This window comes from Nostoc sp. DSM 114161 (assembly GCF_052692665.1).
In genome coordinates, this window is sequence record NZ_CP195141.1 from 5,644,119 (window position 1) to 5,658,266 (window position 14,148).

Annotated in this window: 11 protein-coding genes; 8 read left to right on the forward strand and 3 right to left on the reverse strand. The window is 42.1% G+C overall.

The genetic code is table 11. The features are described from left to right. Nucleotides 1-171: 171 nt before the first annotated feature. A complete protein-coding gene (locus NSTC745_RS23965) occupies nucleotides 172-2,160 on the reverse strand; it encodes a S8 family serine peptidase (protein WP_445633192.1) in 1,989 nt (662 codons plus the stop codon). A gap of 403 nt (nucleotides 2,161-2,563) precedes the next feature. Here NSTC745_RS23965 and NSTC745_RS23970 point away from each other — a divergent pair, with 403 nt between their 5' ends. The 6 genes from NSTC745_RS23970 to NSTC745_RS23995 all read left to right on the forward strand — a co-directional run bounded on the left by NSTC745_RS23970 (nucleotide 2,564) and on the right by NSTC745_RS23995 (nucleotide 7,759). Next, on the forward strand, nucleotides 2,564-3,133 hold the full coding sequence (locus NSTC745_RS23970) for a hypothetical protein (RefSeq protein WP_445633193.1): 570 nt from the start codon (nucleotides 2,564-2,566) through the stop codon (nucleotides 3,131-3,133). A 37-nt stretch (nucleotides 3,134-3,170) separates the two neighbouring features. Then, nucleotides 3,171-3,518 (forward strand): type II toxin-antitoxin system HicB family antitoxin, encoded by a 348-nt coding sequence (locus NSTC745_RS23975; RefSeq protein WP_445633194.1) that lies wholly within the window; start codon nucleotides 3,171-3,173, stop codon nucleotides 3,516-3,518. 5 nt (nucleotides 3,519-3,523) lie between these two features. Beyond that, the gene (locus tag NSTC745_RS23980) at nucleotides 3,524-3,925 is read left to right on the forward strand and encodes a type II toxin-antitoxin system VapC family toxin (RefSeq protein WP_445633195.1); all 402 of its coding nucleotides are present in this window, start codon (nucleotides 3,524-3,526) and stop codon (nucleotides 3,923-3,925) included. A gap of 63 nt (nucleotides 3,926-3,988) precedes the next feature. Continuing rightward, nucleotides 3,989-5,716 carry an asparagine synthetase B family protein gene (locus NSTC745_RS23985; protein ID WP_445633196.1) on the forward strand — a complete coding sequence of 576 codons (1,728 nt, stop codon included), beginning with the start codon at nucleotides 3,989-3,991 and terminating at the stop codon, nucleotides 5,714-5,716. A 53-nt stretch (nucleotides 5,717-5,769) separates the two neighbouring features. Then, the gene (locus NSTC745_RS23990) at nucleotides 5,770-6,738 is read left to right on the forward strand and encodes a GUN4 domain-containing protein (protein ID WP_445633197.1); all 969 of its coding nucleotides are present in this window, start codon (nucleotides 5,770-5,772) and stop codon (nucleotides 6,736-6,738) included. Nucleotides 6,739-7,150: 412 nt separating this feature from the next. After that, complete coding sequence (locus NSTC745_RS23995; protein ID WP_445633198.1) at nucleotides 7,151-7,759, forward strand: hypothetical protein; 609 nt, start codon at nucleotides 7,151-7,153, stop codon at nucleotides 7,757-7,759. Nucleotides 7,760-7,821: 62 nt separating this feature from the next. Here the strand turns inward: NSTC745_RS23995 and NSTC745_RS24000 are convergent, their stop codons facing one another. After that, nucleotides 7,822-8,790, reverse strand: coding sequence for an SGNH/GDSL hydrolase family protein (locus NSTC745_RS24000; RefSeq protein ID WP_445638674.1), 969 nt, complete (start codon nucleotides 8,788-8,790; stop codon nucleotides 7,822-7,824). A gap of 384 nt (nucleotides 8,791-9,174) precedes the next feature. Here NSTC745_RS24000 and NSTC745_RS24005 point away from each other — a divergent pair, with 384 nt between their 5' ends. Both NSTC745_RS24005 and NSTC745_RS24010 read left to right on the forward strand, forming a co-directional pair. Next, on the forward strand, nucleotides 9,175-9,315 hold the full coding sequence (locus tag NSTC745_RS24005; RefSeq protein WP_445633199.1) for a hypothetical protein: 141 nt from the start codon (nucleotides 9,175-9,177) through the stop codon (nucleotides 9,313-9,315). Between the two features lie 373 nt (nucleotides 9,316-9,688). Then, a complete protein-coding gene (locus tag NSTC745_RS24010) occupies nucleotides 9,689-12,586 on the forward strand; it encodes a glycerol-3-phosphate acyltransferase (RefSeq protein ID WP_445633200.1) in 2,898 nt (965 codons plus the stop codon). 180 nt (nucleotides 12,587-12,766) lie between these two features. On the opposite strand, the gene folE is transcribed toward NSTC745_RS24010, so the two are convergent. Next, nucleotides 12,767-13,417 (reverse strand): GTP cyclohydrolase I FolE, encoded by a 651-nt coding sequence (gene folE, locus NSTC745_RS24015; RefSeq protein ID WP_096542252.1) that lies wholly within the window; start codon nucleotides 13,415-13,417, stop codon nucleotides 12,767-12,769. Between the last annotated feature and the right edge of the window lie 731 nt (nucleotides 13,418-14,148).

A 14,148-nucleotide genomic window follows, 5' to 3' on the forward strand; every position in this document is an offset into this window, starting at 1 on the left:
AGCTACGGTGTACACACAAGTCGGAAATACTAGTCTGTCAAGGAATAATTGACGAGTACATTCTCTGTAGAGACGGCGATTTACCCAAGTCTTTCTAACGTGTCAGTCTTTTAGACGCGATAAATCGCGTCTCTACATGAGGGCTTTCTCGCTTATCCCAAGGGTATTGGCTTAAAATGCAATTTCTATGGTGAAGCTGCGAATTTTCCCTGTATCTAGGTTGGCTTTATCTTGCACTTCCAGCGTCCAGTTTCCTTGGGGACTTTTACCTTTAAAGGCAGCAAGTTTGGGGGTGTTCACTTCGTCATAGGTTGTTTTGATATTATCTGAAGATCCGCCGAGGCGATCGTGGAGAATTATCGGAGGTACGCCTGTTTGGGCTGGGGGGTTGAGAGTAACTATGAGGTCAGCAATGTAAGTATGCTCGATGTCTACGGTAACTTTGATAGATTTGATGAGGTTGGTATTTGCGATCGCCAATGGTAATTTTGATGTTTGCAAGTCGGCAATTGGTACATCTTGCACTGCTTGGAATATGCCGATGGGTGATGGTTGATTTGGCTTGGCTAATTCCACGGCTTTGAGAGCATTGATTCGACCGTAACCGTAGAAGGGACTGCGACCGTTGGCATCATATTTACCTCCGACTGGATCGATGCGATCGCAGGAGCGTTTAATGATGTCTCGTACTTCATCCCACCGCAGATTTGGGTTTCTGGCAATGATTAAGGCTACTACACCAGCTGCACCCGGACAAGCGCTAGAAGTTCCACCGAATTCATTTGTGTAGTTACCTCCGGTGTCACCCAAGCTGACTTTACCAGAGTTATAGCCAACTGTACCAGAGCGATCGGTTGTCCAAATTCCAGGAGTTTGAGAAGCATCACCATTATTGCTGGGAAAGGCGCACCAGATTGCTTTACCAAAGTCGCTATAAGCGCTTCTTGTGCCGTAGTCGTTACAAGCTGCCACAGCAATCACATTTTGGTAGCTGGCGTAGCCGTCGTTATCCACGCTTTCGTTACCATTACCAGCAGCGAACAAAACTACACAGCCTTTGCCGTTACGTCCATTATTAATCGCAAAATCGATCGCCAGTCTTGTAGAGTCGGGTAGAGGCACTTTTTGGTTGTGTAGAGGATCGTTTGGTTCAAACCAAACACCGTCTGCGGGGCCCCAGCTACAAGAAATCACATCAGCACCATTTTGAGCCGCCCAAACAAAGGCATCAGCTTCGTTTTGCGATCCCAGTGCTGAAGCTAAACGAATCGGTATCAATTTTGCTCCGGGCGCGACACCAGATGCGCCAAAGTTACCGTTTGCACAGGCTACTCCAGCACAGGCTGTGCCGTGGTTATCATCGTTTCCTGGTCTGGGATCGTTTGTTTTACGCGTGACATCACGCGGGGCAACAATTTTTCCAGAGGAACGGAATTCTTCATGATCGAGATCCACGCCGTCATCGATAATTGCAATAGTCGCTCCTGTACCATCGCTCAATTTCCAAGCTGCCTCAACGTTGGCATGGGCGTTGATAACTTTACCATTAATTGTTGTTTGCTTGAGATGCCACTGCTGGGGAAAAACCTGACGCGGGCGTAATTCACGCACTAATTCCGGATGGCACAACTCGACTGATTGCTCGTTGAGAAGTGTCTGGGCGATATCAAAGATGGCTAAACCAGTATTAGCAGGTGCGCTGACAAAATAAGCATTTCGCGCATACTCAAGTTTGCGTTTGATTGTTAAGTTGTAACGTCCTAAAACTTCCTCACACACCCTTGACTCTTGGCGATTATCGAATTTAACGAAGAGGTTTTCGGTATAGATTACAGGTTCTTGGGATCTGGGATCGACGAGAACGCGTCCGGCGAATTCAACTTTAGGTTCTTCATTAAGAATAGCCCTGGCGCGATCGCGCAGAGCTACACCTTGAGTCGGAACTTTTGCACGCAGAATTTCTACACCCGCTTGTCGAAACCGCGCTGTTAACTCGAATTGATTAAGGATGCTACGAGCTGCAATAGATACAGGTGCAACTTCAAAGGGCCTTTGACCGATCAAAGGGCTGCGGTTTTCGGTACGAACTACAATGTGTTCATCACTAATTGCAAGTTCATAACGTTGACCATTTTCACCACCATAGCGAACTTCAACCATAATTTAATCTCCTATATTTATTGGGCATGGTGGATGGGGCTGAGGGGCTGAGGGGCGGAGGGGCTGAGGGGCTGAGGGGCGGAGGAGAAAGAATTTGTACAACAACTCTCCCCTGCTCCCCATCTCCCCTGCTCCCCATCTCCCCATCTCCCCTGCTCCCTCACTCCCTCATCTCCTTTATCGATTTTCATGTGTTATATCTGGATTAGGGCAAAGAAAAGATATAGCTTAAACAGAATTTAATCTCTCTAAGTTCATACAAGTCTTGAATTCTTCTTTCCAGAAAACAAGGGATTGAAACTCAGGTTGATTTACGAATCTTCACTGTATTTGTGCAGCTGTAGGAAAGATTTGTATTTGATACCACTAAAAAACGCTATAACATCATTAGAAGTTAAGAAAAATGATCTATTTTCCAGCTGAGTATTTTCTGACGATATATTCTCTACCCCGGATTGCTGAAGTGAGATTCCAAAAAGATTACTTTTCTGAGTATCCCCAACAAATTCGCGTTGGCAGTGAAGGCTCTGTTGTATCTTACACTCGTCAGCCTGGATACTATGCAATACATTACAATCAACCCAGCACAGTGGCTCCAGGAGCAATTTTACAACTTAACGAAGGAGCGATCGCAGTTTTTTCCGGCGAACCCAATCAATCAGAAAAAAATACATTGAGTCCAATTTATACACTAGAACCCAATGGTTCCCTTGCTGTACCAACTGGGCTGGTTTTCATTCGTTTTGCTGAAGGTGTTGATGTGGAATCTCAGCACCAAGCCATCAATCGAGCAGGTTACGAGGTAGAGCAAAGTCTCACCTATGCGCCCCACGCTGCCTGGCTGCGTCCCAAATCGGGTAATATTATGGATGCGATCGCTGGAATTTCTCGCTTAGAAGCCATACCAAATGTTGAGAATGTCGAACTTCAAATGCTGATGGAAAGAAGTTTGAAGCTGGGGAAGAATAGCTAATAACAAATTATCAATGACTAATGGCAAAAGGTATTTTATGACTAGTAATTTGCTGAAAAATACGGAAGATTCACTATCAAAAGTTAGCTATTCAGTATTAGTTGAAGCCAAAGAAGGCGGATATCAAGCAACAGTTTGGGGTTTACCAGACTGTCAGGTATTTAGTGCAACGCGGGAAGAAGCCCTGAAAAATTTACACGAACTGGTGAATTCTCGATTTCAAAATTTAGAAATTGTTACTCAAGAAATAGCAGCGGCAAAATCAGAACATCCTTGGATGAAATTTGCAGGTATGTATAAAGATAATCCTTTATTTGAGGATGTTTTATCAAACATCGAAGCTTATCGCTGTGAAGTCGATACAGAAATAGATATAGAGGATTGATTTTCATGATATGGATACTAGATACGGATAGCCTCACGCTTTTTCAAAATCAGCACGTTTTAATTACACAACGTATAAATCAGGTAAATTTTGAAGATATTGCTATTACTGTGATTACAGTTGAAGAACAAATGCGTGGGTGGTTGGATGCTATCCGCCAGTCTTCCGAAGCTCAAAGACTAAGATGGGGCTATTTAGGATTGCGGCAAGGAATACAATTTTTTAACACAATTAAAATACTTGATTTTGACGATAAAGCTATAAATTATTACACAGAATTAAAAAGACAAAAAGTTCGTATTGGTACTCAAGATTTACGAATAGCGTCAATTGCAATTGCTAATAACGGAATTTTGGTAACGCGAAATCAGCCTGATTTTTCTCGCGTACCTGAGTTACAGTTTTAACATTGGACGGTGGAAAATTAGCGCGTAATTTACCGCCGTAGCTATGGCACATAAATTATTATTATGCTATTTAATACTTTCAAAAAAAATAAATCTAATATTTCACCAATAGAGATTCCCTTTAGCTGGTATGTCGTTTGGGGAACATTAAATACTCTAACAGAGGATGTAGTCTGGCAAGATGACAAATTTGCTATCATTTCTGCGCTAACTACAGAACAATTTGCACTCAGTTCTACAGAACAATTCGTAGTAGTTGGAGATTTGTGGCTAAGTAACCGACTGGAGTTGCTGCAAAAATTAGGAGTTGATGTAAATAGTTTTTCTACAAACAATTGTCAATTAATTGCTGAACTTTGGGAAAAATTTGGTTGCGAATGTCTGAAATTATTGGAGGGAATGTTTGGGTTAGTAATTTGGGATCGCCAGAAACAAGTATTATGGCTGGGACGCGATCGCATTGGTAGCCGGACTCTCTATTACACTACTGCTGGTGCAATTCGCGCCATCGCGCCAAAAATGCGATCGCTTGCATTCTATCGTTCAACAGATGTAGATTTGGTGGCGTTGCGGGATTATCTCTGCTGCGCCTTCGTACCGGGAGAACGCACACTTTGGGAACAGGTGCGAGAAGTGCGTCCGGGAACTGTTATCGAAATGCCTGCAAACAAAGTTTATACTTACTGGGAATTGCAACAGCAGATTACAGGAGAGAATGAATCTTTAGTATGGCATGGCGATCGCTTGCGTTCTCTACTAAATCGAGTTGTTCGAGAATATTTACCGCAAAACGCACCCGTTGGTGTTTTCCTTTCTGGTGGTTTGGACTCTAGCAGCATCACCGCTTTAGCAGCAAAGTTTCATCATCAACCAGTGCATACTTACTCGATTCATTTTGGTGCTGAATGTCCCAATGAATTAGAGTTTTCTAATTTGGTAGCCGAACATTGTCAAACTCAACACCACATTCTCGAAATTACTTTTAAAGATATGTGGGAACGCTTACCCCAAACAATAGCCTATCTTGACGATCCGATTGGCGATCCGCTGACAGTCCCAAATTTTCTTTTGGGAAGAATGGCGCGAGAAAATGTGCGAGTTATTCTCAATGGTGAAGGTGGCGATCCGTGTTTTGGCGGCCCGAAAAATCAACCGATGCTAATTAATAGTTTATATGGTTCAATTAATAATCAAGATTCATTACAAGCATATTTAATTGCTTTTCAAAAGTGTGCGTTAGACTTGCCGCAACTTTTTAAACCAGAAGTTTGGACAGATGTTAAAACAGAACCATCTGTATTTTCGCGTGATTTAAATTCTGATGCCAGTTACTTAAATCGATTAATGGCACTGAATATCAAATTTAAGGGAGCAGACCAAATTTTAACAAAAGTAAATAACTTAACTCAAGCAGCAAATTTACATGGGCGATCGCCACTTTTTGACCAGCGAATTGTTGACTTGAGTATGCAAATTCCTCCACAATATAAACTTTCTGGAGTAGAAGAAAAAGCAGTACTAAAACAAGCCGTTGCTGATATTTTACCAAACTCGATTATTCATCGTCCCAAAAGTGGAATGATGGTACCCGTACAAATGGGATTTCGGAAGTACTGGCAACGAGAAGCTAAGAAATTATTGTTAGATAATAAAAGTGCGATCGCGCCTTATTTTAATCAGTCCCTACTACGTAATTGGCTACACTATAAAGGCGATATTTGGGGGCGCTATGGTGTTAAACTTTGGTTATTGGTAAGCTTAGAAATTTGGTTGCGGGTAAATAAAAAGTAGAGTTATGAAAATGTATTAACCTTTACCCACGTCTAAATTTATAACCTCCCACCATGCAACGCTATCCACTGACCCACAAATCTAAAAATTCCATCAGCCTGTCTCAAATTCAAACGCCTGTTGTAGGTGAGGGAAAGGTTATACGCATAGACGGCAATGGCTACGGGCACGTCATTATTCAGCTAGAACCAAATTTTGATGGAGACGGCTGTTTTATGTTGTGGTCGGTCACCGAAAACAGCACTTTAAATGACGATACGAATTACTTACTGACAACGCGATTTTTAGCAGATGTGTATCAGGGATTGTGTGAGGCGATCGCTGAAGATTCAAACAAGTTTGCCTCTATTAAATACGTTCCTTTTCCCTATGAAAACACGAATATTAGAATCATTGGCGGTTCTGAGCATTCTATTGATTCTAGACCCTACTCTTATCGCATCGCTGCTTACCTAGCTTTAGAACAAGCTATGTCAAAGATATTAGGATTAGAGTTACAAGAACCTCGTTTAAAGCTCAAAATTGAGGTTGACTCACCTCCAGATGAACCCATCATTGAAAATCCAAAGTATCATCATTTACAAATGAGTCTGCGTCAAAAAAACTGGCGAGTTGCAGACGATCTGACCCGTAGAATGATTTTTGAACTCAGTGGAGGAGAATACTACAGTCCAGATGACACTTACTGGCTATCCCTAAATTGGGCGATGAAGATTCCTGGTGCAGATTTGCAGGAGATCGATCGCCTATGGACAACTTACAGTCGGGGTCACTTTGGCTTGAGCATACAGAAACAAATCTTTTTAGAGTGTGGCGGCCAACTGGGCGATCGCAGCGAACAACAAGTATGGGAATGTTTTGGCGATTGCGTTGGTTGGAGGTTGAGCAATCAACGCTGGATTTGGTTAGAAGATGCAAAATTCGATCTGTCGGCTCCCAAGGGACATCTGCCTTGTTTGGAGTGGTGGGGGCAGGGCATTAAACACGATATTATGAAGTTGCTTTTGTCAAGTAATTTATAGCAGTGAAATTGTAGGAGCGAATGGCCCTTCGCTCATACTAGAGATTGTGGTTCAAATAGATGAAAAATGCTATTTAGCGGTAAAGCGATCGTGCAATCGGCACAGGGCGATCGCATTTACATACTATATAAATAAGTAAGTGGACATAATTATTTAGAAGACGCATTTCGACCCTTCTCTACGAGAGGCTTCGCCAACGGCAAGCTCAGGGCATCGCTGCGCTCAATGCTCCAACCTTGAGAAAATGAGGGTTGAGCGAAGTCGAAACCCGGCAACCTCAAGTTAGCTTTAATTTAGTCCTTCTACTTAGTAGAATTTTCCAGTAGGATTGCTAACTCGATACAAACTTATAAACCTAGATAAAATTTAGCTTTCTTAATGCGTGAATTTTAAATTGATATGAGGCTTATCCATGATGGCTGAATTGAAATCTGATGTTGTAACCGTCCTATCTCAGGCTGCGGCTGCATATCGAGGAGAAAAAGCTACACGTCCTAGTGCTGAAATATTAGTAAATGCGTTATTAGAAGCAGAAAAAACTGCCAAGCAACAACGGCTGAACTATGGGTTTGAGTCTCTTATAGGAAAATGGCGGCTTTGCTTTGCCACTGGTACAAAAAAAGTTAGAGAACGAGGAGGAATTGTATTAGGTAAGGGTCTGTATGTGCCCAAATTTGTCGGAATTCATATTTCCTTTAGTGCAAATATAGAACAGGGTTTAGGCAAAGGTGAAATTGGTAATCAGGTGGAATTATTTCCTCTATTGTTAAAGCTTACTGGGCCAATACAATACACGGGTAAGAAAAATTTGTTGGCATTTGATTTTAATAATATGCTCATCAGTCTATTTGGTCGTATTGTTTATAACAAAAAGATTCGCTCTGGCAAAGTCAAGTCCGAAGATTTTTATAGCCAGCCCATAGCTAAATTACCCTTCTTTGCCTTCTTTATAGTTACAGAAGATTTCATTGCAGCTCGTGGGCGTAGCGGAGGGCTAGCACTTTGGATTCGAGAAAAATGATAAAACAGAATTCAGAATTCTGAATTCTGAATTTAGGATTTAGGAGACTGTGAGAAATAATGCTAAAGAATTTGCGAAGGGGACTGATTTAAGATTTCTAAAAGCGATCGCTCTATAATTTCACTGACAAATTGATTGCCTTGCAAGTTAAGGTGAATGTGGTCGTGAAACAAACTTTTCGGATCGGGGTTAGAATTAAATATTGGTAAAAAATCGATATATTTAATTTGCTGGGCTTTAGTAAAATCGTTCAAGCGATCGCGTGCTTTAATTTCATAATCGCGGGAACCAGGTTCGCCAATTTCTCGTAGCAAGGGAGTCATGACAAGCAAAAATTCGCTCTGAGTTTGGCGAGTTAACTCTTGAATTTTACCAATTGCCTCCAGATTAAGCCCAACGCGATCGCCTGCTTCATTATGAACTGCTTTCATTTCTGGAATTGGCTTTTGCTTAGTGAGATAACGCTGCCAAACTTCCACTAATCCCAAGGATGGTTTACTATCTGGATAGTTGCGATCGCGTCCCACTGGTAAAGAAGTCGGAGCAGTAGCAAACAAATCATCGGTATTAATTAGTAATACTATTACCTGAGCATTAAAATTGCTAAACTTATGTAAATAAGCTAATTCATTTCTTGGCCCCCAAGAGTTAGCTGAAGCATTTAGCACTTCTACTTGCTGATAATTACTGTTAGTAGCTGATGCCAGGGAACGCATCATCAAACTAGATATTGTATTATCTTGCTCCGTCCACCAACCGCCGTTAGCAATAGAATCCCCTAAAAGTAAGACTCGCAGCGTCGAAGGTGCAGGTATCTTGGCGATCGCACTACCTCGCATAGAATACTGATTAATTTCAATGCGATTGCCAAAACGACGGGTACGCTGGTTAGGAGCCAATAAATAACCTATTTGCTCATCAGCAACATAAATCAAGGGATTGCCAAAGCCAAAAAGCGATCGCAATCCTATCTCCAACACCAAAACCAATCCCACAACCACTGCCAAAATTACCAACACCAATATTTTCATCATTAGTCATTTGTCCTTAGTCATTAGTCATTAGTCATTTGTCCTTTGTTATTTGTCATTTGTCATTAGTGAAAAACTAATCCCTTATGCCCCATACCCGCGGAGGCAGGGGAAAAGGTTAAAGGGAAAAGCAATACATTTAATCTTTCCCTTTTCCCCGGTTGGTGAGCTTGTCGAACCATACCCCTTTCCCTTTCCCCATTCCTATACCCCATGCCCCATGCCCCATACCCATCTTCCTAAAGAAGTAAGTAATTGTGGCGATGGAAAAGTTGCCAAGCTTAAACAAAATAATATTGGGAATTTAATGTTATCCGCCAATATAACGACTACAATCAAAACGGACAAATCTTTCACGCTGTAACAGAGGAGGATTACAAAACTGTGTCCGACTTAAATCGAGGAATTATGAAGTTTGAGGGGGCAGATTCCCCAAAAGTAGTCACCATCTCTACCGTGCTGCTTCTGGGGTCGATCGCTGCTCTGATCGTTTGGGCGCTCCAAGCCGCCTATGCCCTAAACTAAAACCATTTTTAGCCTAAAGGGACACTGGCAAAAACGATCTCCGTCTTCGCCAAGTGTCCTTTAGGAAGAATACAGAATTGGTGAATTCAGAATTCATAAGTAAAGTAAAACAGGCATGATGGCTGCTTGAAAGCTAGTTTGTGTAGTTTAGCTTAAGATATCCTGTCTTTATAGGGAGTCTAGGTATGATTGGTATATTCATTCATCAAATATTCTCCTGACTTGTGAATTCTGCCTCCTGAATTCACCAATTCTGACTCATGAATTCCTTTTGTTTAAAGTGCCTTTATAACCATCAAAAATTTCATAAAAATTTTAGAGTTGAGATTTGAGATTTTAGATGGCAAATTTAATCTAAAATCCAAAATCCAGAATGTTTGAACTTTGGGCTGTCTTGGTTATTTTAATTGTCTGCCCTCTCTTGGGCGGATTGCCGCTGATTGGATGGATTACTTACGCCCTCAAGGGTAAGCAATTATCACAAGTTGGCACAGGAAACATCAGCGTATCAGCTGCTTTCTATCACGGAGGTACATTTGTCGGAATTCTGGCAGTTTTGTCAGAAGCTTTAAAGGGTATTGCGGCGGTCTTACTGTGCCGCGCTTTCTTCCCAGATGGCTCATTTTGGGAAATAGTCGCTCTCATTGCTCTGGTAATCGGTAGATACTGGATAGGCAGAGGGGCAGGTACGACAAATGTTGTCTGGGGATTTGTCGTACACGACCCACTGGTGGCAATATTTGTATTTTTCTTTGCAGCCATTAGCTTTTCGCTTATGCACTCCAGACAGGTAGTGAAATTTGGGGTTTTGCTACTGTTTCCTTTGTTTGTAACGCTTTTGCACCTGAGCGATATCCCCAAAATCCTTGCGGCTGTTGCTTTAGCTGGCCTAATGGCCTGGATTTATACAAAAATTCCTGACGATATGAATCTGTCAGCCGAAGAAGCACAGACAGAATCGCAAGCGATGTTGGAATTTTTACGCGGCGAGCGAGTAATGGTTTCTTTAGATGAAGAGTTAGATGCTGCTATCGTTGGCGAAAAGGCAGCTAAATTATCTCAAATTAAGCGCTGGGGTTACTCAGTTCCAAAGGGATGGGTACTTGCCCCGATTGATGAAGATCCGCAACTGTTAACGGAATTTCTCCAACCATCAGAATTATCTCCCTTGGTGGTGCGTTCCTCTGCTATTGGTGAAGATTCAGAACACGCTTCTGCGGCTGGGCAGTATAAAACAATTTTAAATGTTACCAGTCCCCAAGCATTACAAGAAGCGATCGCCGAAGTGCAAGCTTCCTACAATCATCCTTCTGCTGTACAATATCGGCGCGATCGCGGTTTAAAAGAAACAGCAATGGCAGTGCTGATTCAACAACAAGTCCAAAGTGTCTTTTCTGGCGTTGCTTTCAGCCGCGATCCCATTACCCAGCAAGGTGACGCAATTATTATTGAAGCCCTCCCAGGCAGTCCGACACAAGTCGTTTCTGGAAAAGTCACACCAGAACAATATCGCGCTTTTATTTTTGAGGCAGAAAATTCTTCCTCCGTACAATTGGAGGGTGAGGGACGAGTCCCACAAGCATTAATCAAGCAAGTTGCATACTTAGCTTACCGACTGGAAAAACGTTACAACGCCGTTCCTCAAGATATCGAATGGAGTTACGACGGTCAAACGCTTTGGGTATTGCAATCTCGCCCAATCACCACTTTGCTACCCATCTGGACGCGGAAAATAGCCGCTGAAGTAATTCCGGGAGTCATTCACCCCTTAACATGGTCGATTAATCGTCCCTTAACTTGTGGAGTTTGGGGGGAAATTTTTACTTTAGTTTTGGGCGAACGTGCTGACGGCTTAGATTTCAGTGAAACGGCAACTCTGCATTATTCGAGAGCTTACTTTAACGCATCCCTCTTAGGAGATATTTTTATCCGCATGGGATTGCCGCCGGAAAGCCTAGAGTTTTTAACCAGGGGAGCGAAACTCAGTAAGCCGTCTTGGAAGTCCACTTGGGAGAATTTACCAGGACTAGGGAGGTTACTCAAGCGAGAGTTAAGTTTAGAAAAGGACTTTAAAGAGGATTATTACAAACACTTTATTCCTGGGTTGTCGCAGTTGGCGCAGGAAGATATAACTAACTTGGAAGCGCCACAGCTGTTGGCAAGAATTGACTTGATTTTAGAATTGCTGCGTCAAGGAACGTATTACAGCATTTTAGCTCCCTTGAGTGCTGCCCTCAGACAGGCGATTTTTCGGGTGAAGGATAAGCAAATCGATCGCAGCGTCACCCCAGAGGTAGCAGCATTGCGATCGCTATCTGCAATAGCCGCAGATGCCAAAGAGATATTACCTCACTGCGAACCACAACAGGTGTTTGAAGAGTTAAAGCAAACCCCCGAAGGAAAGAAAATCCTGCAAGAATTTGACGAATTGCTTCAAGATTATGGCTATTTAAGCGAAGTCGGAACAGATATTTCCGTTCCTACTTGGCGGGAGAATCCGCAATTCATCAAGCAGATGTTTGTGCAGTTAATCCAGGGGAACGAACTACAAGCAGGCGCTAAAGACAAGAACAATAACATCTTTTTCAGTCCCCGCAAACGTGGGTTTGTCCAGCGGCGCGTGGATATCAAAGGACGAGTCACCGAAGTTTATTCAAGGCTTTTGGCTGAATTGCGTTGGTGTTTCGTTGCTTTAGAAAAGATTTGGTTAAAGTCTGGTTTACTCAATAAAACAGGCGATATCTTTTTTCTGCACTTTGATGAAGTGCGGCGTTTAGTAGCTCTTGAAGATTCCACATTAGCTGAAAACTTGGTTGAGTTAGTGGAATTTAGGCGATCGCAATTTGTCCAAGATAGCGAGATTACTCAAGTACCCTTTGTAGTCTACGGCAATACGCCGCCTCATCCCTTAGCGCCTTCTGCTCTCTATTCTGACCAAATTTTACAAGGCATTGGAGCTAGTCACGGACAAACCGAAGGCAGAGTAAGGGTGTTGCGGAATTTACAAGATGTACCGAACATCGATCGCGACACAATATTAGTAGTACCTTACACAGATTCCGGCTGGGCGCCATTATTATTAAGGGCTGGAGGATTGATTGCCGAAGCTGGCGGACGGCTTTCTCATGGTGCGATCGTTGCACGCGAATACGGCATTCCCGCAGTTATGGATGTTCGCGGTGCAACATGGTTATTGCAAGATGGTCAACGGGTACGGATTGATGGAACTAGGGGTATTGTGGAATTGTCCAACGATTTGAGACCCGAATGATTACTATGGCAGGCAATCGGCAATAGGCTTGAAAGAACAATTCGCAATTGTGAGGACAAAGAGTATACTCTGAGAAGAAAGTATAGCAGTTGCCAGCTAGGTCGGGACATAAAGCGATCGCAAAACCCGACAGCAAGAAACTTTCTTTGCCTGTTGCCTATTGCCTATTCCCTACCATATCTAACGAAAATTAGAATTGTGGCGTATCAGATTCATAAATTCCTGACGAGTCCGGGCATCATCGGCAAAAACACCACGCATTGCACTAGTAACAGTCCAAGAACCGGGTTTTTGCACGCCACGCATTACCATACACATATGGGTTGCTTCTATTACCACTGCAACTCCTTGGGGTTTGAGTAACCCTTGCAATGCATCAGCAATTTGCACCGTCAGACGTTCTTGTACTTGTAAACGTCGTGCATACATCTCGCAAATACGGGCAATCTTTGATAACCCTATAACTTTACCATTGGGAATGTAAGCAACATGAGCACGGCCAATAATCGGCAAGATATGATGTTCGCAGGAGCTGAAAATATCGATGTCCCGAACTAAAACCATTTCATGGGCATCTTCTGTAAAGACTGCTCCATTTAGCAGGTCATCCAAAGACTCATGATATCCTTTTGTGAGAAACTGCAACGCTTTCACCAGCCTTTTTGGAGTATCTTTTAGTCCTTCGCGGTCTGGATCTTCTCCTAATCCAATCAATAAAGTACGTACAGCCTGCATCATTTCGGTTTCTGTGACAGTCTGCTGTTCTTCAGTCACTAAAGATGACAGTCTCTGATCGGCAGAATTTAGATCGGGACGAATCGATAGAATCATTTTGTAAGTTCTGTGGGAATGTTTGACAAATCAGCCTTTTGCCAGATGTGTGTTTCCACCAGCTACTGACTCGCCACTCAGTTTAACATAACTTTATATTTATTTAAATATGCATTAATACGGTTCATGTAAGAAAGTTTTTCGGTGGAAGCAAGGGAACAGGAAACAGGAGTGAGAAAAAACAGGTTTATCTGAGCTGTATTGAAATATGCATAAATAATATTTTTTCAGCCGCAAAATGAAGCAAGTATGTGGCTTGTGGAAACGCTAACGGGAAATTCACTTTTCTACTGCGTCTGTGTGGAGAGAAGTAGTGTTTGTTTAAAAAAGTATGCGACTAAGTAACATCAAAAATTTAAGTATTTTTAAATACTTTTTAAACAGTTTTCACTTAGCATATCTTTTTGGCGATCGCCTTCAACTTTCTTTGAGAAAATCAAACTGCATTTTCATAAAACCATCTAATGTGAGATATTTGGACGCAATTCTTATAGTTATGTTTTTATTTATAGCTTTAGAAGTTTTTTCACTGAAAATATTTCCATAAATACTGATTTTAAAAGTAGTTATTAAAAGTTAGGTAGAAAACTTATAGCTACAATTCATAGCATGAATTATTGATAAACAAGCTTTTAAGTAGATAGACATAATTAAATGTAAAAAACAAAAGTTTCAAAATCTGGTAAAAACTGGCTTTTCCCTTCTGCCTAGCCTGCGGCAACGCTTACGCG